19 protein-coding genes and 1 riboswitch are annotated in these 23,431 nt (G+C 63.3%); of the genes, 12 read left to right on the top strand and 7 right to left on the bottom strand.

Features of this window, described 5'->3' with window-relative positions:
* Window positions 1–295: 295 nt before the first annotated feature.
* Entirely contained in the window at window positions 296–2,308 is a 2,013-nt protein-coding gene (locus AC0L3D_RS11270) for an acetyl-CoA carboxylase biotin carboxylase subunit (protein ID WP_473644348.1), read from the bottom strand.
* A gap of 201 nt (window positions 2,309–2,509) precedes the next feature.
* Between AC0L3D_RS11270 and AC0L3D_RS11265 the strand changes: the two genes are divergently transcribed.
* The 8 genes from AC0L3D_RS11265 to gcvP all read left to right on the top strand — a co-directional run bounded on the left by AC0L3D_RS11265 (window position 2,510) and on the right by gcvP (window position 11,628).
* Window positions 2,510–3,637 carry an S-(hydroxymethyl)glutathione dehydrogenase/class III alcohol dehydrogenase gene (locus AC0L3D_RS11265; RefSeq protein WP_236374391.1) on the top strand — a complete coding sequence of 376 codons (1,128 nt, stop codon included), beginning with the start codon at window positions 2,510–2,512 and terminating at the stop codon, window positions 3,635–3,637.
* Between the two features lie 277 nt (window positions 3,638–3,914).
* Window positions 3,915–4,382, top strand: coding sequence for a YaiI/YqxD family protein (locus AC0L3D_RS11260; RefSeq protein WP_473476912.1), 468 nt, complete (start codon window positions 3,915–3,917; stop codon window positions 4,380–4,382).
* A 138-nt stretch (window positions 4,383–4,520) separates the two neighbouring features.
* Entirely contained in the window at window positions 4,521–5,204 is a 684-nt protein-coding gene (locus AC0L3D_RS11255) for a DUF1345 domain-containing protein (protein ID WP_473644346.1), read from the top strand.
* Window positions 5,205–5,318: 114 nt separating this feature from the next.
* Window positions 5,319–6,200, top strand: a complete 882-nt coding sequence (locus tag AC0L3D_RS11250) for a cytochrome b/b6 domain-containing protein (RefSeq protein WP_473535331.1) — start codon at window positions 5,319–5,321, stop codon at window positions 6,198–6,200.
* 1 nt (window position 6,201) lies between these two features.
* Complete coding sequence (locus AC0L3D_RS11245) at window positions 6,202–6,990, top strand: molybdopterin-binding protein (RefSeq protein ID WP_287257975.1); 789 nt, start codon at window positions 6,202–6,204, stop codon at window positions 6,988–6,990.
* A 78-nt stretch (window positions 6,991–7,068) separates the two neighbouring features.
* Window positions 7,069–7,156, top strand: a riboswitch (glycine riboswitch).
* Window positions 7,157–7,308: 152 nt separating this feature from the next.
* Complete coding sequence (gene gcvT, locus AC0L3D_RS11240; protein WP_473644344.1) at window positions 7,309–8,424, top strand: glycine cleavage system aminomethyltransferase GcvT; 1,116 nt, start codon at window positions 7,309–7,311, stop codon at window positions 8,422–8,424.
* A gap of 5 nt (window positions 8,425–8,429) precedes the next feature.
* Complete coding sequence (gene gcvH / locus AC0L3D_RS11235) at window positions 8,430–8,798, top strand: glycine cleavage system protein GcvH (RefSeq protein WP_027156276.1); 369 nt, start codon at window positions 8,430–8,432, stop codon at window positions 8,796–8,798.
* Between the two features lie 19 nt (window positions 8,799–8,817).
* Complete coding sequence (gcvP, locus tag AC0L3D_RS11230; protein WP_473535332.1) at window positions 8,818–11,628, top strand: aminomethyl-transferring glycine dehydrogenase; 2,811 nt, start codon at window positions 8,818–8,820, stop codon at window positions 11,626–11,628.
* 71 nt (window positions 11,629–11,699) lie between these two features.
* Here the strand turns inward: gcvP and AC0L3D_RS11225 are convergent, their stop codons facing one another.
* Window positions 11,700–12,869, bottom strand: a complete 1,170-nt coding sequence (locus tag AC0L3D_RS11225) for a GGDEF domain-containing protein (RefSeq protein WP_027156274.1) — start codon at window positions 12,867–12,869, stop codon at window positions 11,700–11,702.
* Window positions 12,870–13,136: 267 nt separating this feature from the next.
* Here AC0L3D_RS11225 and parE point away from each other — a divergent pair, with 267 nt between their 5' ends.
* Window positions 13,137–15,188 (top strand): DNA topoisomerase IV subunit B, encoded by a 2,052-nt coding sequence (gene parE / locus AC0L3D_RS11220; RefSeq protein WP_023801056.1) that lies wholly within the window; start codon window positions 13,137–13,139, stop codon window positions 15,186–15,188.
* A 47-nt stretch (window positions 15,189–15,235) separates the two neighbouring features.
* On the opposite strand, the gene AC0L3D_RS11215 is transcribed toward parE, so the two are convergent.
* Complete coding sequence (locus AC0L3D_RS11215) at window positions 15,236–16,357, bottom strand: DUF2336 domain-containing protein (RefSeq protein WP_473644342.1); 1,122 nt, start codon at window positions 16,355–16,357, stop codon at window positions 15,236–15,238.
* Between the two features lie 236 nt (window positions 16,358–16,593).
* On the opposite strand from AC0L3D_RS11215, the gene AC0L3D_RS11210 reads away from it, so the two are divergent.
* Together AC0L3D_RS11210 and AC0L3D_RS11205 are read left to right on the top strand one after the other, a co-directional pair.
* Window positions 16,594–17,070, top strand: coding sequence for a MaoC family dehydratase (locus AC0L3D_RS11210; RefSeq protein ID WP_473644340.1), 477 nt, complete (start codon window positions 16,594–16,596; stop codon window positions 17,068–17,070).
* Between the two features lie 3 nt (window positions 17,071–17,073).
* On the top strand, window positions 17,074–17,955 hold the full coding sequence (locus tag AC0L3D_RS11205; protein ID WP_473644338.1) for an HpcH/HpaI aldolase/citrate lyase family protein: 882 nt from the start codon (window positions 17,074–17,076) through the stop codon (window positions 17,953–17,955).
* 12 nt (window positions 17,956–17,967) lie between these two features.
* On the opposite strand, the gene AC0L3D_RS11200 is transcribed toward AC0L3D_RS11205, so the two are convergent.
* Both AC0L3D_RS11200 and AC0L3D_RS11195 read right to left on the bottom strand, forming a co-directional pair.
* Window positions 17,968–18,576, bottom strand: coding sequence for a flavin reductase family protein (locus AC0L3D_RS11200; RefSeq protein WP_473644336.1), 609 nt, complete (start codon window positions 18,574–18,576; stop codon window positions 17,968–17,970).
* Entirely contained in the window at window positions 18,577–19,161 is a 585-nt protein-coding gene (locus tag AC0L3D_RS11195) for a nitroreductase family protein (RefSeq protein ID WP_128244793.1), read from the bottom strand.
* A gap of 156 nt (window positions 19,162–19,317) precedes the next feature.
* Here AC0L3D_RS11195 and AC0L3D_RS11190 point away from each other — a divergent pair, with 156 nt between their 5' ends.
* Window positions 19,318–20,283 (top strand): hypothetical protein, encoded by a 966-nt coding sequence (locus AC0L3D_RS11190; protein ID WP_473644334.1) that lies wholly within the window; start codon window positions 19,318–19,320, stop codon window positions 20,281–20,283.
* A gap of 48 nt (window positions 20,284–20,331) precedes the next feature.
* Here AC0L3D_RS11190 and AC0L3D_RS11185 read toward each other — a convergent pair whose 3' ends face one another.
* Complete coding sequence (locus tag AC0L3D_RS11185) at window positions 20,332–21,270, bottom strand: lysophospholipid acyltransferase family protein (RefSeq protein WP_473644332.1); 939 nt, start codon at window positions 21,268–21,270, stop codon at window positions 20,332–20,334.
* 114 nt (window positions 21,271–21,384) lie between these two features.
* Window positions 21,385–23,361 (bottom strand): threonine--tRNA ligase, encoded by a 1,977-nt coding sequence (thrS, locus tag AC0L3D_RS11180; protein WP_473644330.1) that lies wholly within the window; start codon window positions 23,359–23,361, stop codon window positions 21,385–21,387.
* Window positions 23,362–23,431: the final 70 nt, after the last annotated feature.

Here is a 23,431-nt window from a genome sequence, read left to right as displayed (position 1 = left end):
TTATCGCCGTTTGAGAGGACTCAGTCGATGAGGATGTATTGTCCGGCACTGGACGATGCGAGTCCAGCGACAGGCCAATTGTCGATGCTGGCGCTGCCCCTCATCCGCCTGCCGGCACCTTCTCCCCTTATAGTGACGGGGCGAAGGGGCTGGCCGCAACCTCGGCTCGCTTTCTGCAACGCCGGAGATTGGCGAAATCCTGTGCGAAGGCGTCTTTCTCCCCGTCACTATACGGGGAGAAATGCCCGGCAGGGCAATGAGGGGCAGCGCCAACCAATGCGATTGCCTTGTATCCTCACGCAAATTCCATGATCACCGCGTCGACGGCGAGACTGTCGCCCGGTTTTGCCTTGAGTTTCGACACGGTGAGATCGCGCTCGGCGCGCAGCACGTTTTCCATCTTCATCGCCTCGACGACCGCCAGCGTCTCGCCGGCCTTGACCTCCTGCCCTTCGGCAACGGCGATCGACACGACAAGGCCGGGCATCGGGCAGAGCAGCATCTTCGAGGTGTCGGGCGCCACTTTTTCCGGCATCAGCCTTTCGAGTTCGGCGGTGCGCGGCAGCATGGCGCGTACGCTCACCGACATGCCTTTCCAGGCGACGCGAAGCCCGTTCAGCACCGGCCTGACCTGCGCGGCGATTCTTCGGTCGCCGACCGTGCCGCGCCAGATCAGGTCGCCCGGACGCCAGTCGGACGTGACCGTCAGCGCCGTGCCGCCGTCAATCGACAGACCAATCGCCAGCGGAATTGAGATCATGCCTTCGAGAACCGAGGCCGAAAGGTAATCCTTGCCGATCTTTACCACCCAGTCGCGTTTCAGCACACCCGAATGCGGCGCCAGCCGCCCGCCGAGCCGGTCGAGCCGGTCGCGGCGCAGCAGTTCGACCGCGGTGGCGATCGCTGCGAGCACGGCCGTTTCCTCGCTATCAGGCACGATCGGCGCGAAGCCGTCCGGATATTCCTCTGATATGAATGCGGTCGATATCCGCCCTTCCCGCCAGCGCGGATGCTGCATAAGTGCTGCCAGGAACGGCATGTTGTGCTCGATGCCGTCGACGACAAAACTGTCGAGCGCTTCGGACATGGCGTCTATCGCTGCGAGCCGCGTCGGCGCCCAGGTGCACAGCTTGGCGACCATCGGGTCATAGAACATCGAGATTTCCGAACCCTCGGCAACCCCGGTATCGTTGCGGATGACGATGTCGCCGAACTGTCCCTCTTGCGGCGGCCGGTATCTCGTCAGCCGGCCGATCGACGGCAGGAAATTGCGATACGGGTCCTCGGCGTAGAGCCGGCTTTCCACGGCCCAGCCGTTCAGCCTGACGTCGCTTTGCTTGATAGCGAGCTTTTCGCCGGCTGCTATACGGATCATCTGCTCGACCAGGTCAATGCCGGTGACGAGCTCGGTCACCGGGTGCTCGACCTGCAATCGTGTATTCATTTCAAGGAAATAGAAGTTCTTTTCACTATCGACGATGAACTCCACCGTGCCGGCGCTCTGGTAGTCGACCGCCCTGGCCAGCGCCACCGCCTGCTCGCCCATGGCTTTCCGGGTCCTGGCATCGAGGAAAGGGGAACGCGCCTCTTCGACGACCTTCTGGTTGCGGCGCTGGATCGAGCATTCGCGCTCGCCGAGATAAAGCGCATTTCCATGCGCGTCGGCCAGCACCTGGATTTCGATGTGGCGCGGATCGACCACGAACTTTTCGATGAAGACGCGGTCGTCACCGAACGAGCTTTTGGCCTCCGACCGCGCCCGATCGAACCCGTCGCGCACCTCGGCCTTGCTCCAGGCGATGCGCATGCCCTTGCCGCCGCCGCCGGCCGAGGCCTTGATCATCACGGGATAGCCGATCTCGCCGGCTATTTTCTCGGCATGACCGGCATTCTCGATGACGCCAAGCCAGCCGGGCACCGTGCTGACCTTGGCCGCATTGGCGAATTTCTTCGATTCGATCTTGTCGCCCATCGCCCTGATCGCTCCGGGTTTCGGGCCGATGAAGACGATGCCTTCGTTCTCCAGCGCTTCACAGAAGGAGGCGCGTTCGGACAAAAACCCGTAGCCGGGGTGCACGGCTTCAGCACCCGTCGCCTTGCAGGCGGCGATGATCTTCTCCGGCACCAGATAGCTTTGTGAGGCTGGCGAAGGCCCGATATGTACAGCCTCGTCGGCCATCTCGACATGCACGGCGTCACGATCGGCGTCCGAATAGACCGCGACGGTGGCGATGCCCATCTTGCGAGCCGTCTTGATGACGCGGCAGGCGATCTCGCCACGATTGGCGATCAGGATTTTTGTGAACATGCGGGTTTTATTCCCTCGGCTGCCTTTCTTTTATGGGCTTGGCCCGGCCGGTCAAGGCACGTAGGCGCATATCCGGGGTGCCGAGTCGCCTGGTGCCGACCAAAACCGGGCACCGAACTGTCAATTCGTCCCATAGTCCTGAACCTGCAGATACGCTAAAGCTCGCCTCGATTGCCGATTTGGCTTGAGAGGAGAGCCCCGATGAAAACCCGTGCCGCTGTCGCTGTCGCCGCCGGAAAGCCGCTGGAAATCCTGGAGGTCGACCTCGACGGCCCTCAGCCCGGCGAGGTGCTAGTCGAGATCAAGGCGACCGGCATCTGCCACACCGACGAATTTACGCTGTCGGGCGCCGATCCCGAAGGCATTTTTCCGGCGATCCTCGGCCATGAGGGCGCCGGAATCGTCGTCGATGTCGGCAAGGGCGTCACCTCGGTCAAGAAGGGTGACCACGTCATCCCGCTCTACACGCCGGAATGCCGGCAATGCCCGTCCTGCCTGTCCAGAAAGACCAATCTGTGCACCGCGATCCGCGCCACGCAGGGGCAAGGGCTGATGCCGGACGGCTCGTCGCGCTTCTCGATCGGCAAGGACAAGATCTTCCACTATATGGGCTGCTCGACCTTCTCCAACTTCACCGTGCTGCCCGAGATCGCGGTCGCCAAGGTCAATCCCGACGCGCCCTTCGACAAGATCTGCTATATCGGCTGCGGTGTCACCACAGGCATCGGCGCGGTGATCAACACAGCCAAGGTCGAGATCGGCGCCACGGCCGCCGTCTTCGGCCTCGGCGGCATCGGCCTCAACGTCATCCAGGGCCTGCGCCTGGCCGGCGCCGACATGATCATCGGCGTCGACCTGAACAACGACAAGAAGGAATGGGGCGAGAAATTCGGCATGACGCATTTCGTCAATCCGAAGGAGATCGACGGCGATATCGTGCCCTATCTCGTCAACATGACAAAACGCGGCGCCGACCAGATCGGCGGCGCCGACTATACGTTCGACTGCACCGGCAGCACCAAGGTGATGCGCCAGGCGCTTGAGGCATCGCACCGCGGCTGGGGCAAGTCGGTGGTTATCGGCGTTGCCGGCGCCGGTCAGGAGATCTCGACGCGGCCGTTCCAGTTGGTCACCGGACGCACCTGGATGGGCACCGCGTTCGGCGGCGCGCGCGGCCGCACCGACGTGCCGAAGATCGTCGACTGGTACATGGACGGCAAGATCGAGATCGACCCGATGATCACCCACACGCTGAAGTTGGAGGACATCAACAAGGGTTTTGATCTGATGCATGAGGGCAAGAGCATCAGGAGCGTGGTGGTTTACTAAGAAATCGCGACGTGGCCGGGAGGACGCAAGGCAATCGCTTAGGTTTGCGCTGCCCCTCATCTGCCTGCCGGCATCTTCTCCCCGTATAGTGACGGGGAGAAGGGGCTGATCGCAACGTCGGCACGCATTCTGCCTCGCTGAAGATTAGCGAAATCCTTTGCGACAGCCTTTCTCCCCGTCACTATACGGGGAGAAATGCCCGGCAGGGCAATGACGGGCAGCGCCTACCTTTGACCGCTCTGGCCAATGCCCGGCTTTCATACGCTTGGAACGAACCATGCCCGCACCCGCCATTTACGTCGATGCCGATGCCTGTCCGGTGAAGGCCGAGGTCGAGAAAGTCGCCGAGCGCCATGGCGTCGTCGTCACCTTTGTCTCCAATGGCGGCCTGCGTCCGTCGCGTGACCCGATGATCCGCAACGTCGTCGTGTCCAAGGGCGCCGACGCGGCGGACGATTGGATCGTCGACAATGCCAAGCCCAACGACATCGTGGTGACATCAGACATCCCGCTTGCAGCCCGCACGGTGGCGCTCGGCGCCTATGTGCTGGGGCCGACCGGACGCCCGTTCACGCCGGAAACGATCGGCATGGCGGTGGCGATGCGCGACCTCAAGCAGCATCTGCGCGAGACCGGCGAAAGCAAGGGCTACAACGCCAGTTTCGCGCCGCAGGACCGCTCGCGGTTTCTCGGCGAGCTCGACCGCATCTTGCGGCGTGCGCTGAAATCCGCCGCGCTGGGCTAGCGCTTGACCCCGAACCGGAGGTCAGCGCAGCAAAATCGGAATCGATCTTCGGCATCATGCGCACAGTCAAAAGTGCTATAATGTTCGAGCCCTAAAAGACGAGCGGCGGTAAGACGGACCGCCATCAGAGGCCGGGCCATGACGACCGAGACGCCCCTGAAGACACCACTGCACCGCCACATGCAGTTCGCGGTGTCGGCCTGCATCGGTGTAGTGGCACTAGCGATCCCGCTGGTCTTGCGCACTCCGTTGGCCTTTTCGATCGGCGCCAATGCGTTTTTCGCCGCCTACACCGTCATCGTCGTCGCCCAGATGCCGCTGCTCACCGGCCGCTTTTTGACCAAGAACGCGCGGGCCACCGACCAGCCGGTGCTAATCATCTTTGCGGTGACGCTGATTGTCGTCACCGTTGTCATCATCTCGCTGTTCCAATTGATCAATCGCGAGGGCAGCGCGCATCGTGTCGAACTCACCTTTGCGCTGCTGTCGATCCCGCTCGGCTGGTTCACCATCCACGCCATGACCGCGCTGCACTACGCACATGTTTACTGGGTCAACGACGAAGAGACCGATCCCGGCAGCAAATCGAAGCAGAAAAAGCCCGTCGGCGGCCTTTCGTTTCCCGGCAAGGAGGAGCCGGACGGCTGGGATTTTCTCTACGTCTCGGCCACCATCGGTATGACCTCACAGACCTCCGATACCGCGGTCTCGACCACGCAAATGCGTCGTATCGTGCTTTTGCATTCGATCGTGTCGTTCTTTATCAATACAGTGATCGTCGCTGCCGCGGTCAACCTCGCCGTCAGTTTCGGGAGCCGGTAGCACCGGGCAGGCTGTAATAATTCCGTGATCGGATGAAACATCGCTTTGGCCGGCGACGTATTGGGAGGAGAACGATCGGAAAGGCCGACTGAGCGGCCGGAAGGACGCGAAAAAATGCAATCGGTGGCCAGGAGCCAATCAACCGTCGGGCCAGATACTGCCGCGCCGAAGGATGCGACGCTGATCTACCGGCAGTCGCGCTGGACGCGGCTGACGCACTGGCTCTGGGCCATTTCGCTGTTCTTCATGCTGCTTTCCGGCCTGCAGATCTTCAACGCCCGCCCGCAGCTCTATATCGGCAAGGAATCGGGATTCGCCTATAACAACACCATCTTCGCCATCGGCGCCGAGAACACCGCAAACGGCCCGCGCGGCTACACCGAAATCTTCGGCAAGCGCTTCGACACAACCGGTGTGCTCGGCTGGTCGGGGCCGGCGGGTCGGGAGACGGCCCGCGCCTTCCCGTCCTGGGCGACGATCCCCTCCTACTACGACCTCGGCACGGCCCGCGTCGTCCATTTCTTCTTTGCCTGGATACTGACCACGACCCTGGTCGTGTGGCTGGTCGCCAGCCTGATCAACGGTCATCTGCGCCGCGATCTTGTCCCGCGCATCGCCGATCTCAGGCGCTTGCCGCGAGACATCGTCGATCATGCCAAATTCAAGTTTCACCAAACGCGCGAGTACAACACGCTGCAGAAGATGGCCTATGGCGGCGTGATGTTCGTGCTGCTGCCGTTGATGATCATCACCGGCCTTGCCATGTCGCCGAGCATGAACGCGGCGCTGCCGTTCCTCAACGATCTGCTTGGCGGCCGGCAGACGGCGCGGACCATTCATTTCATAGTAATGCTGCTGCTCGTCGCCTTCTTCATCATCCATATGCTGATGATCTTCGCCGCCGGCCCGATCAACGAGCTGCGTTCCATCATCACCGGTTGGTACCGAACCGATCCGCCGGAGCATGGCAGCAAGACGCCGCAGAGGAGTGCGTGAGATGGCAAAGTTTGTAATCAGCCGCAGAAAATTCCTGACCTCGGCAAGCCTCGGCGTCTCCGGCATCATGCTGTCGGGTTGCGATGCCTTCGACAGCCAGCTTCGTGTCGGCGAGGGCCTGCGCAGCTTCCTTGAAGGCGCCAACGGCCTGACCTGGCGCGCGCAACGCCTGCTCGCCGGCGATTCGCTTGCGCCGGAATTCACCGAAGCCGACATTCGCCAGCCGCAGCGGCCGAACGGCGTCACCGCGCCGGACGACGATGTCTACAAGGGCCTGCTCGCCAACAATTTCGCCGACTGGCGGCTCGAGGTTTCCGGCCTCGTCGAAAAGCCGCTGTCGCTGACCCGCGAGCAATTGATGAACATGCCGAGCCGCACCCAGATCACCCGCCACGACTGCGTCGAAGGCTGGAGTTGCATCGCCAAATGGACCGGCACGCCGCTGTCGCTGGTGCTGGACCAGGCGGTGGTCAAGCCGCAGGCACGCTATGTCATGTTCCATTGCCTCGACACGATCGACCGCAGCCTGTCCGGCGACATCAAATATTACGGCTCGATCGACCTGATCGATGCCCGTCACCCGCAGACGATCCTTGCCTATGGCCTGAACGGCAAGCCGCTGCCGGTCGAGAACGGTGCGCCGCTGCGCGTCCGCGTCGAGCGCCAGATCGGCTACAAGATGCCAAAGTATCTCCGCAAGATCGAACTGGTCGACAGTTTCGCCGCCATCGGCGGCGGCAGGGGCGGCTACTGGGAGGACAATGGCTACGACTGGTACGGCGGCATTTGATCGCAACGCTGTCGCTGGCAGGTGACAAGGTGTCGCCGACAGGCTATGGATGACGAGTCGAGGGCTCAAATTGAGTCCTACCTGTTTGCGGGAGAGAGCAGCGAGAGCTGCCGCCGAAGGGGAAATCGCCCGAAATCTCTCAGGCAAAAAGAACCGTAGACGGGAAAGACACTCTGGAAAGTCGGGGCTTTTTTCGCCCCGCGCCGAAGGTGTAAGCGCTGCCGACAGAGTTACGGGGCGCGAGTCTCTCAGGCTTCAGACAGAGGGGCACGGACTGGTCGCCATTCGCGGCCGATTGCGTGCGACTCTGGAGACGACATGACGGGCGACGACACCAAACACCTTCCCCTCGAAGACCTGCACGTGGCCGCCGGTGCGCGCTTTGGCGCGTTCGCCGGCTGGTCGATGCCGCTCACCTATCCGGCCGGCGTGATGAAGGAGCACCTTCATACCCGCGAACATGCCGGCCTGTTCGACATCTCACACATGAAGCTGCTCGAGATCAGTGGCTCGGGCGCTGAAGCACTGCTCAATCGTGCCTGCCCGTTCGACGCCAGCGCGCTTGAGATTTCCCAGTCCAAATACACGTTCTTTCTCAATGAAGCGGCCGGCATCATCGAGGATCTGATCGTCACCAGGCTCGGCCGGCAACGCTTCATGGTCGTCGCCAATGCCGGCAATGCTGAAGCCGACGAAAAACACCTTCGTGAGCTTGCCGACTTTGATGCCAAGGCGGATTTTGACGCCAAGATTGAAGCACTCGACCGCGTCTTCCTGGCAATCCAGGGTCCCGAAGCCTGGGCCGCCCTGTCGCGCGCCGGCATCGAAACCGGATCGCTGCTGTTCATGCACGGCTTCGAGCCGCGCGAAAACTGGTTCATGAGCCGCTCGGGCTATACCGGCGAGGACGGCTTCGAGGTCGGCCTGCCGGAAGCGGATGCGCGAAATCTCGTCGCCAAACTGCTCGAGGACGAACGAGTGATGTGGGTTGGGCTGGCCGCCCGCGACAGCCTGCGGCTCGAAGCAGGGCTGTGCCTGCACGGACTGGACATCACGCCTGAGATGGACCCGGCCAGCGCCGGGCTGATGTGGGCGATCCCGAAGGAGGTTCGCGCCTCTGGCGCTTTCATCGGCGCCGACGCCTTGCGTTCAATCCTGGAGCGCGGCCCGGCGCAGAAACGCGTCGGCCTGAAGCCGGAAGGCCGCCAGCCGGTGCGTCCCGGTGCTGCCCTTTTCGATGCCGACGGCAAACCCGCCGGCCACGTCACCTCCGGCGGCTTCGGCCCCTCGGCCGGCCATCCGGTCGCCATGGGCTACGTCCAGGCGTCGCTGGCCAAACCCGGCGCAAAACTCTTCGCCGACGTTCGCGGGACCAAAATCCCGATCGATATCAATCCCCTGCCCTTCACGCCGCATCGCTACCGCAAAGGATGAACTTCATGGCAAAGACCTATTTCACTGAAGATCACGAATGGCTCCGCGTCGAAGGCGGTATCGCCACCATCGGCATCACCGACTACGCGCAGGAACAGCTCGGCGATCTCGTCTTCGTCGAATTGCCGGAGCCAGGGAAAAAGCTGGCCAAGGGCGATACCGCCGTCGTGGTCGAATCGGTCAAGGCGGCATCGGACGTCTATGCGCCGGTCGACGGCGAGATCACCGAGGCCAACACCGCGCTTTCGTCTGATCCGTCCCTGGTCAATTCGGCGGCGGCCAGCGACGGCTGGCTGTGGAAGATGAAGCTGGCCGATGAAAGCCAACTCGAAGGTCTCCTGGATGAGGCCGCCTACAAAGCCCATATTGGTTGAGAGAGCAGGACCAGGAAAGATGACCGCAGCACCCTACTCCTTCTCGGCCCGCCATATCGGCCCCGGCCTCAATGATGTCAGAGCCATGCTGGCGACGATCGGCGTTCCGTCGGTCGAGACGCTGATCAGCCAGGCTGTGCCGAAATCGATCCGGCTCGACCGGCCGCTGGCCTTGCCGGCCCCGGCGAGCGAAGCCGAGGCGCTGGCCGAGCTGTCAGCGACAATGGCGAAAAATACAGTTTTGAAGAGCTTCATCGGCGCCGGCTATCACGGCGTCCACGTGCCGCCGGTCATCCAGCGCAACCTGTTCGAGAACCCGGCCTGGTATACGGCTTACACGCCCTACCAGGCCGAGATCAGCCAGGGCCGGCTCGAAATGCTGTTCAATTTCCAGACCTTGGTCACCGAACTGACCGGGCTGCCGGTCGCGTCGGCCTCGTTGCTCGACGAGGCGACGGCGGTGGCCGAAGCAGTCGGCATCGCGTTACGCCACCACCGCGATAAGCGGACCAAGGTGGCGCTGGCCGGCACGCCGCATCCGCAGACGCTTGACGTCGTGCGCACCCGCGCCGAGCCGCTCGGCATCGAGGTCGACGGTGACACGATCGACGACAACACAGCCGCTCTGCTGGTCTCCTGGCCCGATACGTTTGGCGTCTATGGCGACCACAGGGCGGCAATTGAGAAAGCTCGCGCCACCGGCGCGCTGGTCGTCTTCATTGCCGATCCGCTCGCCCTGACGCTGACCGACGCGCCGGCAGCGCTTGGCGCCGACATCGCCGTCGGCCCGATGCAGCGCTTCGGCGTGCCGATGGGCTTTGGCGGGCCGCATGCCGCTTATTGCGCCGTTTCCGACAGGCTGACGCGGCTGATGCCCGGCCGCCTGGTCGGCCAGTCCACCGACAGCAAGGGCCGGCCCGGCTATCGCCTCGCCTTGCAGACGCGTGAACAGCATATCCGCCGCGACAAGGCGACCTCCAACATCTGCACCGCGCAGGCGCTGCTCGCCAACATGGCGACCGCCTATGCGATCTGGCACGGCCCTGCCGGGCTGCAGGCGATTGCCGGCCGAATCCATGCATTGGCCAACCGGCTGGCTGACGGTCTCAAGGCAGCAGGAATCTCGGTGCTTGGCGCAAGCCGATTCGACACGGTGACGGTGGAAGTGAAAGGCAGAGCCGGGGCGATTGGCGCCGCAGCCGAAAAGACCGGCCGATTGCTGCGCGTCATCGACGCCGACCGCATCGGCATCAGCTTCGACGAAACCTCGACCGATGCCGATCTGGAGGCGATCGCGGCGCTGTTCGGCGCCAAGCCGGGCGCAGCCGTCGGCAGCACCATGCCCGGAAAACCGCGCGGCAAGGCGTTTCTCACGCAGCCTGTCTTCCGCGAAAACCACTCGGAAACCGACATGATGCGCTTCCTGCGCCGGCTGGCCGACAAGGACCTGGCGCTCGACCGCGCCATGATCCCGCTCGGCTCCTGCACGATGAAACTCAATGCCGCCGCCGAGATGATGCCGGTAAGCTGGCCTGATATCGCCAATTTGCATCCCTTCGCCCCGGCAAGCCATTCGGCCGGTTACCGCGCCATGATCGACGAACTGGAAGCCTGGCTGGCGGAGATCACCGGCTTCGACGCGGTGACCCTGCAGCCCAACGCCGGCAGCCAAGGCGAGTATGCCGGGCTGCTCGCCATTCGCGGCTATCACCGCTCACGCGGCGAAGCTCACCGCACGGTCTGCCTGATCCCGTCATCGGCGCATGGCACCAATCCGGCGAGTGCGGCGATGGCCGGCATGAACGTCGTCGTCGTGCGCTGCACCGAAGACGGCAACATCGACGTCGACGACCTGAAAGCCAAGGCGGACGAGCATGCGCAAGACCTTGCGGCGCTGATGTTCACCTATCCCTCGACGCACGGCGTTTTCGAGGAAGGCGCGCGCGACCTCTGTGCCCTTGTCCATGAGCATGGCGGCCAGGTCTATTTCGACGGCGCCAACCTCAACGCGCTGGTCGGTCTCGCCCGCCCCGGCGACATCGGCGCCGACGTCTGCCACATGAATCTGCACAAGACGTTCTGCATCCCGCATGGCGGCGGCGGTCCCGGGGTCGGCCCGATCGGCGTCAAGGCGCATTTGCAACCCTATCTGCCCGGCCACGTCGTCGAAGGCTCGGGCCATGCCGTGTCGGCTGCACCGTTCGGCAGCGCTTCGATCCTGCCGATCACCTGGATGTATATCCGGATGATGGGCGCTTCGGGCCTGAAGCAGGCGACCGAGACGGCGATCATTTCCGCCAATTATGTGGCGACGCGGCTCGGAGCGCATTTCCCGGTGCTCTACAAGGGCAGGCACGAGCGCGTCGCGCATGAATGCATCCTCGATACCCGCGTGCTCAAGGACAGTGCCGGCATCAGCGTCGACGACGTCGCCAAGCGGCTGATCGACTATGGTTTCCATGCGCCGACCATGTCGTTTCCGGTCGCCGGCACGCTGATGGTCGAGCCGACCGAGTCCGAGCCCAAGCGCGAGCTCGATCGCTTCTGCGAGGCGATGATCGCGATATCAGGCGAGGCAGCCAAGGTGGCGAAAGGCGAATGGCCCCTAGCCGACAATCCGCTGGTCAATGCGCCGCATACCGCCGCCGAGGCGCTGGCCGGCCAGTGGACCCATCCCTATTCGCGCCTGGAGGCGGCCTACCCCGCCGGCGATGCCGACACGTCAGCCAAATACTGGCCGCCGGTGTCGCGCATCGACAATGTCGCCGGCGACCGCAACCTCGTCTGCTCCTGCCCGCCGCTGTCGGAATATCTGGGGGCGGCGGAGTAGACCATGATCCCGAAAAGTGGAATCCGGTTTTCGGACAAGATCATGGTCTAACAAGAAGATAGAAGCCTCAATCAGGCAGAACGCAAGGCCGGCGCGTCGGCCTTGCTCGCCTTGTTCTGGGCGACGACGCGATTTCGCCCGGCGCGCTTTGCCGCATAGAGTGCGGCGTCGGCTTCGGCCAGCACATTGTCGAGACTGGTGCCATCCGTCCCGCCAAAGCCGATGCCGCCACTGACTGTGCTGCGCAACGGACCAAGCTGGGTGGCGACGACTTCCGTGCCGAAGGCGACGCTGATCTTGCTCGCAATGTCGTAAGCCTTCTCTTCAGTCATCCGCGACATGACGAGGACGAATTCCTCGCCGCCCAGCCGGAAGGCGTCGACGCCGGTCCTGGAGTATTTTCTGACGACAGCGGCGAAGCGGCGCAGAACCTGATCGCCAACCGGATGACCGAATACATCGTTCGTCTTCTTGAAATGGTCGAGGTCGAACATGGCGACGGACATGAACGGGCCGAAAATCCGCTCGCCGTAGAATGCCGTCAACGCCCGCCGGTTCATCAGCCCGGTCAATGGGTCGGTCATGGTCTCGGCCTTCAGTTCGATCTGCGCCTGCAAATGGTGCAGGGAGAGCGTCAATGCGCCGAGCCCCGTCATGCAGGCGACCGCCACGGCGGAATTCAACCGTTCGGCCCAGTTGTCGGGCGCAACGCCGAGCACCCATTGGCCCTTGACCAGCAGGACCGCGCCGCAAAGTCCGAAGGACAGCGCACAGACGCCGCTCAGGAACGAAACGACCAGCAATATCCGGCGATCATGACCACCTTTGATCCAGAACATCACCCCGATAAGCGAGAGCAGCGCCGTTACCGTCGCGTAGGTGACGATGAAGCCGACGCCGTCAAAGCCCAGCGACGTCGCGCCTGCGCAAACCGCCATCGCAGCCAGGGTCGGCAAGATGGCGCGCCTGTAGTCATGGACGCCGAGATACTGCATGGCCGACAGGCAGAGGGTCAGAAGGCCCAGGCTGAGAAGCGCAAGTACAATCTGGCAAAGCCAGGGGCTGGGATGCTTGGCATAGTGCCAGAACAAGACCACATGTGCGACGAGCACGAGAATGCCGCACGCCACCGTCAGCACAAAGCGTGCCTGTGGCGCGGTGCACCAGATCGCAAACAGGGTGATGCTGAGGCACGTGCCCGACAGCGCTGCCGCAAGCAGGAGCGAACTGTAATCCAACATGCGTAAGCGACAGCCTCTTCTCGGGTTCTGCCGCATTCTAGGTCAGCAGCAATCCGCGAATACCCTTTTTCGGCCAACCTTCCGGCGTAACCTCCGGACAAGGTTTACAAAGCGTCGATGCCCTCGGCCCATTTCCGCCGCTTGGTTGTCGAATGGTTTTGCAGTAAGAGGCTCTATCCTCGAACGTAACGGGAACCTCCGTCGCCTGCCCGCAAAAAGCGTGGCAGTATCGGGTGGTGATTCGCAGCATCGCAATCCAGGACCAGCATGAACGACAGCAACGATCTTTTCGGCAATTTGGACAAGCAGCCGCAACCGGTTCGCGCCACCGCGCGCCCGGCCGACCCGCTGGTGCAGGCGGCGAAGCGCCCGGCATCCCGCGACGGCAGCGAGAGCTACAGTGCCGCCGACATCGAGGTTCTGGAAGGGCTGGAGCCGGTGCGGCGGCGGCCCGGCATGTATATCGGCGGCACGGACGACAAGGCGATGCACCATCTGTTCGCCGAGGTCATCGACAATTCGATGGACGAGGCGGTCGCCGGCCACGCGACTTTCATCGATGTCGAGCTTTCGGCCGACGGATATCTGGCGGTGACCGACAATGGCCGCGGCATTCCGGTCGATCCGCATCCGAAATTCAAGAAGCCGGCGCTCGAAGTCATCATGACGACGCTGCATTCGGGCGGCAAGTTCGACAGCAAGGTCTACGAAACCTCGGGCGGCCTGCACGGCGTCGGCGTCTCCGTCGTCAACGCGCTGTCGGACCATCTCGAGGTCGAGGTCGCGCGCGGCCGCCAGCTCTATCGCCAGCGCTTTTCGCGCGGCGTTCCGGTGACCGGTCTGGAGCAGCTCGGCGAGGTGCATAACCGCCGCGGCACCAGGATACGCTTCCATCCCGACGAGCAGATCTTCGGCAAGGGTGCGGCGTTCGAGCCGGCGCGGCTCTACCGGATGACGCGCTCGAAAGCCTATCTGTTCGGTGGCGTCGAGATCCGCTGGACCTGCGACCCCTCGCTGATCAAGGAGAAGGACACGACGCCGGCCAAGGCCGAGTTCCATTTTCCCGGTGGCCTCAAGGATTATCTGAAAGCCTCGCTCGGCGACGAATTCCAGGTCACCCGCGAAATCTTTGCCGGCAAAAGCGACAGGCAAGGCGGCCACGGCTCGCTCGAATGGGCGGTGACCTGGTTCGGCGGCGACGGGTTCCTCAATTCCTACTGCAACACCATTCCGACCGGCGAAGGCGGCACCCACGAGGCCGGCTTCCGCAACGTCTTGACGCGCGGCCTGCGCGCCTATGCCGAGCTGGTCGGCAACAAGCGCGCTTCGATCGTCACCTCGGAAGACGTCATGATCTCGGCGGCGGGCATGCTGTCGGTGTTCATCCGCGAGCCGGAATTCGTCGGCCAGACCAAGGACCGGCTGGCGACGATCGAGGCGATCAGGATCGTCGAGGCCGCGATCCGCGACCCCTTCGACCACTGGCTGGCCGACAACCCGCAGGAAGCTTCGAAGCTGCTCGAATGGGTGATCGCGCGTGCTGACGAGCGGGTGCGCCGCCGCCAGGAGAAGGAAGTCTCGCGCAAGAGCGCGGTGCGCAAGCTGCGCCTGCCCGGCAAGCTCGCCGACTGCACGCAGAATGCCGCGGCCGGCGCCGAGCTCTTCATCGTCGAGGGCGATTCGGCCGGCGGCTCGGCGAAACAGGCGCGCGACCGCGCCAGCCAGGCAGTGCTGCCGCTGCGCGGCAAGATTCTCAACGTCGCCAGCGCCGGCAACGACAAGCTGGCTGGCAACCAGCAGATTTCCGACCTGATCCAGGCGCTTGGCTGTGGCACGCGGTCAAAATACCGCGATCAGGATCTGCGCTACGACCGGGTCATCATCATGACCGACGCCGACGTCGACGGCGCCCACATCGCTTCGCTGCTGATCACCTTCTTCTATCAGGAGATGCCGAGCCTGGTCCGCGACGGCCATCTCTACCTGGCGGTGCCGCCGCTCTACTCGATCCGCCAAGGCGGCAAGGTCGCCTATGCCCGCGACGATGCGCACAAGGACGAACTGCTGCGCACCGAGTTCACCGGGCGCGGCAAGGTCGAAATCGGCCGCTTCAAGGGGTTGGGCGAAATGATGGCCGCCCAGCTCAAGGAAACCACCATGGACCCGAGAAAGCGCACGCTGCTCAGGGTCGACGTGATCGATGCCGAGGCGGCGACCAAGGATGCGGTCGACGCGCTGATGGGCACCAAGCCGGAAGCCCGCTTCCGCTTCATCCAGGAACGCGCGGAATTCGCCGAGACGGAAGTGCTGGACATCTGAGCTAACCCGCTCGCGTCGAATGCGGAGTTCTTCGTGAAGGATAAGGCCTAAGCCGCAGCGATCGCCAGCGCGTGACCGCGCGCGTTTTCGCGCAGCGCATCGAGGTGGATCGATTTGACCAATCCGGCGAGATCGCCTTCGGCGGACTGCCCGCCCAATTCCTTCAGCATCAGCCAGCTGACTTCCTGGACCCCGGCGAGGCGCTTGCCATTGGCGACCTCGCGCCAGACCTTCAGCGCGCGCAGGATGATGGCGTGCGTGGCCGCGGCCAGGCCAGCGCTGCGGAGCAGCGCCTGCAGCGCCACGTCGTGCCCGCCGGCCAGCAGCGCCCTCACCCGTTGTTCGGATTGCTGGCTGAGCGCGACCAGCGCCGAGCCGAAGAAATCGACCTTGCCGTGCGCGATGGTGCGAATGAGGAAGCTTGCGGTCAGGTCGCCGCGCAGGCGCAGATGCTCGATGAGCGCCGCATGTACTTCCTGGCGCGTGCCTTCGATCAGCGTCAGGGAAGCCTTGATGCAGGCGTCGCGCATGACGCGCTCGGTTCTGGCACGGCCCATCAGCGCCAGGACCAGCGGCGAACCCTTGAGCGTTTCACCAAGTTTTATCAGCAGCATATGCCGGCAGTCAGCGGGCAGACGCGCATCCGATATCAGCGCTTCGCGCAGCGAAGGCAGATGGCCATGGCGTTCGGCGATACGGCGGAAGCTGAGCGAAGCGATGTCGGCGCCGCTGTTGGCGAGAAGCGTGGCGCAGGCTTCCGGCTCGCCGATTTCGGCGATCGCGGCGGCGACCGCCATGGAGACGCGCGGACGATCGGCGATCAGTTTCTGGATCGCCTTCTGGCCGCCGGCAACCCGGTCGGTCAGATCGGCATCGGTAAGCAGCGGCGAACGTGCCAGCACCAGGCTGGCGACTTCCGGCTGATCGGACGCCAGCGCGCTGATGATCTGCAGCGGCGCGTGATGGCTCATCGACAGCGCCTCTGCCATCGCCAGCCGCACTTTCGACGAGGCATCGTCGAGCAGCAGCGTCAGCGCCGCCTCCGCCGCGCAGCGATCCTCGAAAGGCAGTTCGGCATTGATGTAGGCGCGAGCCAATGCACTTGCTGCCGCGGCGCGCTCAGAGACCCTTGCCGTATGAATCCATTTCAGGAAATGCGAAACAACCATGCCGTCCGCTATGCCCCTAGCCCGAGTCCGTTCCCGCCCCGTGAAGACCGTAGGCAGAAATGGTTTACGAACGGTTCACCATCTTTGTTAACTGCCCCTCTTTGTTAACTGGCTTGCGAGCGCGGTAGGCAGCGCCTATCAACCCTTAGAGCGACTTGCGCGCTTTCGGACGCACAAAGCACGCTAACACTTTGAAGCATCGTGCTTTCCATAAATCGATTCCGATTTTCGGGGCGATGCGGCAGCGGAGGAGATCGACCATGGCCGGGCTTTATCTGGAAGAGTTCGTCGTCGGCCACGTCTTCCAGCACACGCTGCGGAAAACCGTCACCGAAAGCGACAACATGCTGTTCTCGGTAATGACGCTGAACCCGCAGCCGCTGCACATCGATTTCGATTTCGCCGCCAAAAGCGAATGGGGCAAGCCGCTGGTCAATTCGCTGTTCACGCTGGGCCTGATGATCGGTATTTCGGTGAACGACATCACCGTCGGCACCACCGTCGCCAATCTCGGCATGAAGGAGACGGTGTTTCCGCATCCGGTCTTCCACGGCGACACCATCCGCGTCGAGACGACGGTGGTGTCGGTGCGCGAGTCCAGGTCGAAGCCGGACCGCGGCATCGTCGAATTCGAGCACCGCGCCTACAACCAGAACGACGTGCTCGTCGCCAAATGCACGAGGCAGGCGATGATGATGAAGAAGGCGGCCTGACCGATGCGCTCGCTGCTGTTCGTTCCCGGCGATTCGGAAAAGAAGCTGGAAAAGGCGATTGGCGCCGACGCCGACGTGGTCATCGTCGATCTCGAGGATTCGGTCGCGCCACAAAACAAAACCTTGGCCCGCGATATCGCCGCACGCTTCATCACCGAACACGGGCATCAAACCAGTTCCGCAATCTATGTCCGCATCAACGATCTCTCGACCGGCCTGGCGGATGACGATCTGGCGGCACTCGTGCCAGTGAAACCCGACGGCATCATGCTGCCGAAGTCGAACAGCGGACAGGATGTCCAGCAGCTCTCGGCCAAGCTCAGGGTGCACGAGGCCGAAAGCGGGGTGCCGGACGGTGCGATAAAAATCCTGCCGATCATCACCGAAACAGCTGCCGGTGTGCTGGCGGCCGCGAGCTACGCCAACGCAAGTGCGCGGCTTGTCGGCGTGACCTGGGGTGCGGAAGATCTCTCGGCAGCAATCGGTGCGCGCACGGCCCGCGACGAGAATGGCCGCTACACCGATGTGTTCCGCTTCGCCCGCACCATGACCATCCTCGCCGCCGGTGCCGCGGAAGTCGCGGCGATCGACACGGTTTTCCCAGATTTTCGCGACATGACCGGCTTCGCGGCGGAATGCGCCGAGGCCGAGCGCGACGGCTTCACCGGCAAGATGGCGATCCATCCGGCGCAGGTGCCTGTCATCAACGCCGCCTTCACGCCGTCGACCGAGGCGGTGAAACACTCCCTGGCGATCGTCCAGGCATTCGAGGCGGCTGGAAATCCCGGCGTCGTCGGCATCGGCGGCAAGATGTACGACCGGCCGCATCTCAAGCTGGCAGAGCGGCTTCTGGCACGCGCCAGGGCGGCAGGGATTTCGGCCTAATATTTTCCCAGCCTAGTCTTTTCCCCAATGAGGCCGGCGCAGCGAGAAGATCTCGCTGACGCTGGCATAATCCATATAGCCGAGACGGCCGACATTGCCCGCCCTGACGATATCGAAGATGCCGTCTTTCAGGAAGGCATCGTCGATATGCACACCGACGACTTCGCCGGCAACGACGATGGCGCCGGACGGTGTCCCGTCCAGCGCCTTTGGACGCATGATCTCCGTCACCCGGCATTCAAGCGCCGCGGGCGCCGCCGCCACGCGGGGTGGCGCAACCAGCCGCGACGGCGCCATGGCGAGATCGGCATAGTCGAATTCGGTGACGCCGCGCGGCGCATCGACCGCGGTGCGGACCATTTTTTCAGCGAGATCGCGGCTGACGAGATTGGCGACGAACTCGCCCGTTTCTTCGGCGAATGTGGCGCTGTCCTTCTCGCCTTCGGATGAAAACCAGACGATGAAGGGCCGCGTCGAAAACGCATTGAAAAATGAATAGGGGGCGAGGTTGACCTCGCCGGCCTTGTTCACCGTCGAGATCCAGCCGATCGGCCGTGGCGCCACGATCGCCTTGGACGGGTCATGCGGCAGCCCGTGGCCTTTAGACGGCTCGTAGAACATTCAGCCCACCCATGGCCCTGCATAATCGCCATAGAGCTTTGCCGGATCCGGCCGCGGCCGCTCGGGCGCCGGCCCCTGATAGGAGCCGATATGGATGAAGCCGACCACCCGCTCATGCGGCGCCAGCCCCAGGATCGCCCTGCCCTCCGGCACGTCGGAATACCAGTTGCTGATCATGTTGGTGCCATAGCCCAGCGCATTGGCTGATAGCATCAGGTTCATCGCCGCCATGCCGCCGGACAGGAACATCTCCCATTGCGGGATTTTTGGGTTTTCCTTCGGGCTCGACACCACGCCGATCACCAAAGGCGCGCGCGAAAAGCGCGCCAGTTCCTGGTTATGGCGGCCTTCCGGCAGCGGCCCTTCGCGCTGTGCGGCAAGGGCCGCCAGCTTCTTGCCGATCTCGACGCGCGCCTCGCCCCGGTAGAGGATGAAGCGCCACGGCTCGAGCCGGCCGTGGTCCGGCACCCGCGAGGCGGCGGCAATCATCGTCGCGATGTCAGCGTCGCTGGGCGCCGGTTCCTTCAACTCCGGGATCGGCGCGGAATTTCGGGTCAGCAGAAAGTCGATGATCGGCGACGCCATGGGCGCAAGTCTCCTTGGAATTTGAGCTGAAGCGCACCATCGGGGCATCGGGCGGCTCGGGCTTGGCGCGGCGCGCCGCACAAAGAGCCCTCCAGTAGAAGCTGATCGGACTTTTGAGCCTTGAAATTGCCACCGCCTTGGGCTTCAACGCAAGCCATGTTTGAGGGGACATCGCGACTTTTCCCGATCTGGCTCGCAGCCGCACTGTTGATGGTGCCGGTTTCGCTTGCCGTCGCGCAGGATGCGGACGGCCTCGGTGATCTGAAACTTCCCGGAATGTCGAACTATGCGCCCCCAACAAGCGAGGCACCGCTGGCAGCGGCGAGCAGCGGGGCGATCACGCTGTCGGCGCAATTGACCGACAAGGGCGCCGACATCACACGCGGCATCGTCTGGCGCGTCTTCAAGCCTGACGCCACCGGCGACGGCAAGCTGCCGATGGTCGCTTCCGCCCATGGCGGCAGCGCGGTGTTCCAGCTCGAGCCCGGCAGCTATCTGGTCCACGCCTCTTACGGCCGGGCCGGAGCCACCAAGCGCATCACCGTCGGCAAGGACGCCAAGCGCGAAAGCCTCGTGCTCGATGCCGGCGGACTCAAGCTCGACGCCGTCCTGTCAGGCGGGGTGCGCATACCGCCGAAGAAATTGCGCTTTTCGATCTATGAAGGCCAGGCCGAGGCCAATCACGATCGCGCCCTGATCATACCCGACGTCGAGCCGAACAGCGTCGTGCGGCTGAACGCGGGCGTCTATCACGTCGTCTCGACTTATGGCTCGGTGAATGCGGTCATCCGCTCAGACATCCGCGTCGAGGCCGGCAAGCTGACCGAAGCAGCCGTCGAGCATCGTGCGGCGGAGATGACCATGAAGCTGGTGCGCGAGCCGGGCGGAGAGGCGATCGCCGACACCTCCTGGTCGTTGCTCAACGAATCCGGCGATCCCATCCAGGAAACCGTCGGCGCCTTTGCTTCGATGGTGCTTGCCGAGGGCGACTACACAATCATCGCCAAGAACCGCGACCGCATCTACCAGAAAGATTTTACGGTCGTGGCCGGGCAGAACCAGGAAATCCAGGTTTTGGCCACGGAGGCCTCGGCGATCGATCCTCAGGAAGGCGCGGACTAGACGTCCGAACCCTGTGCGGGAACCGGTCCAGCAGCGTATGATTGCCGATCAAGCCGCGTTACGCATGCGTTGCGGCAGAAACTGGCCGCGGCCGCGCGGTTCCGCCGGAGCCAGATCGAAGACAGCCCGGTAAAGCCGCTCGAGCAAAGCCTTGCGGTCGCCCACCTGCTCCAGTTCGTCCCATCCCAGCACGTCGCCGACGCGCACGTCGATCGATTTGCCGGACAGCCGACCGAATTCGTGGATGAGCAGCGAAGTACGCAGCGTCAGCGAAGCCCTGCCGACGAACTTCGCGACGCGCCCGTCACGCTCGGCCAGGTTCATGGGTCCGCTGACCAGGTGGAACAGCCGCCCGTTCTGGCCGGAAAAGTGCATTGGGACAACCGACGCCTTGGCATCCCTAACGAGACGGGCCGGAAACATCTTCCACGGCAGGTCGCGCGCCCGGCCAAAACCTTTCGGCGCGGTGGCGACGCCGCCCGCGGGGAAGACGACGATGATGACGCCGTCTTTCAGCAGCCGCATCGCCTCATGGCGCACCGCCATGTTGTTCCTGAGCGCGTCCTTGGTCTCGGAAAAGTCGATCGGCAGCGAATAGGGCTCTATCTCGCGGATCTTGAGCAGATCCTTGTGGATCATGACACGGAACGGGCGCTGAAGCTGCTCGGCCAGCGACAGCACCGCAATGCCGTCGCCGATGCCGAACGGGTGGTTGGCGACGATCACCAGCGGCGTGTCAGGCAATTTTTCCGGCGGCCATTGGCCGGTGGTCCGCACCCTGACATCGATCAGCTCCAGCATGCGGCTGAACACGCGCTCGCCGCTCGGCACCACATGGCGGCGCCAAAAGTCATAGAGCGCCGCGAAGCGGTCGCGGCCGGACAGGCCTTCGATGGAGTGGATGAACCAGCGCGTCAATGCCGGCTGATGCGGGCTGGCATAGGAAAGCTCGGGAAACGGTCTTTCGCGCATCTTCAGCTTGAGCATGAGGCTCGTTACAAGACCGGCGTGACAAGCGTGTGAATGGCGGGCATGTGAATGGCGTGCATGTGAATGGCGGTGGATCGCTCCACCGCCATTTCATCGACAATCCGGCTGAACTCAGGCCGCTCGTTTGCGCTTGCGGTCGGGCGTCACCGCCTCTTCGGCAAGCATTGCCACTGCCTGGCCAAGGCCAAGCGACTCCTGGTCGCGCGAGCCGAGCCGGCGGATGTTGACCGTCTCTTCCTCCGCCTCGCGCTTGCCGCAGACGAGGATGACCGGAACCTTGGCCAGGCTGTGCTCGCGGACCTTGTAGTTGATCTTCTCGTTGCGAAGATCGGCTTCCGCCAGCAGTCCGGCCGCCTTCAGCTGCGCGACGACCTTTTGCGCGTAATCGTCGGCATCGGAGGTGATCGTTGCGACCACCACTTGCAGCGGTGCGAACCACAGCGGGAAATGGCCGGAATAGTTCTCGATCAGGATGCCGAGGAAGCGCTCCATCGAACCGCAGATGGCGCGATGCACCATCACCGGCTGCTTTTTTTCCGAATCCGAGCCGATGTAGAAGGCGCCGAACCGTTCCGGCAGGTTGAAATCGACCTGCGTGGTCCCGCATTGCCAGTCGCGGCCGATGGCGTCCTTCAGCACATATTCGAATTTTGGCCCGTAGAACGTGCCCTCGCCCGGATTGACGCCGGTCTTGATCCGGTTGCCCGACCGCGCCGCGATCTTGTCGAGCACGTCCTGCAGCACGCCCTCGGCATGATCCCACATCGCGTCGGTGCCGACCCGTTTTTCGGGACGGGTCGCCAGCTTGACGGTGATTTCATCGAAGCCGAAATCGGCATAGGTCGACAGGATCAGGTCGTTGATCTTGATGCATTCGTCGGCGAGCTGTTCCTCGGTGCAGAAGATGTGGGCATCGTCCTGGGTAAAGCCGCGCACGCGCATCAGCCCATGCAGCGCGCCGGACGGCTCATAGCGATGCACATTGCCGAATTCCGCAAGTTTTACCGGCAGATCGCGGTAGGACTTCAGCCCGTGCTTGAAGATCTGGACGTGGCCGGGGCAGTTCATCGGCTTCAGTGCAAACATCCGGTCGTCGTCGGTGTCGTCGCCGGCAACCGTCACCTTGAACATATTGTCCCGGTACCAGCCCCAGTGACCTGACGTCTCCCACAGGCTCTTGTCGAGCACTTGCGGCGCGTTGACTTCCTGATAACCCTGCTCGTCGAGGCGGCGGCGCATGTAGTTGACCAGGTTCTGGAACAGCCTCCAGCCCTTGGCATGCCAAAAGACGACGCCCGGCCCCTCCTCCTGGAAATGGAACAGGTCCATCTCGCGGCCGAGCTTCCTGTGGTCGCGCTTTTCGGCTTCCTCCAGCATGGTCTGATAGGCATCGAGCTGCGCCTGATCGGCCCAGGCCGTGCCATAGATGCGGGTCAGCATCGGGTTGTTCGAATCGCCGCGCCAATAGGCGCCGGCCACCTTCATCAGCTTGAAGGCGCTGCCGATCTGTCCGGTCGAGACCATATGCGGGCCGCGGCAGAGGTCGAACCAATCGCCTTGCGCATAGATCTTGAGGTCCTGATCTTCGGGAATGGCGTCGATCAGTTCCAGCTTGTAGCGCTCGCCCTTGTCGGCAAAGATCTTTTTCGCCTTCTCACGCGACCACACCTCTTTGGTGAACGGCTTGTTGCGCGCGATGATCTCGCGCATCTTCTTCTCGATCACCGGGAAATCGTCGGGCGTGAACGGCTCGTTGCGGGCAAAATCATAGTAGAAGCCGTTGTCGATCACCGGGCCGATGGTCACCTGCGTACCTGGCCACAATTCCTGCACGGCTTCGGCCAGCACGTGCGCTGCGTCATGACGGATGAGCTCCAGCGCGCGCGGGTCTTCGCGGCTGATGATCTCGACCTTGCCGGACTTGCCGAGCGGGTCGGAAAGATCGCGCACCACGCCATCGATCGAGTAGGCGACCGCCTTCCTGGCCAGCGACTTCGAGATCGATTCCGCCAGGCCGGCGCCGGTCATCGCCGCATCGTAGTCGCGGACGGAGCCATCGGGAAATGTCAGGGAAACGGAATTCAGCATAAAATTCTCCTATCCAGTCCCGCAAACGAGCGCGGGTGGTGAATGCATGTCGCCCAAAAGTGTGCAGCGG

This window comes from Mesorhizobium sp. WSM4837, from assembly GCF_055811435.1.
The sequence above is the reverse complement of the archived record's forward strand: the minus strand, read 5'-3'. Positions and strand labels throughout refer to the sequence as shown.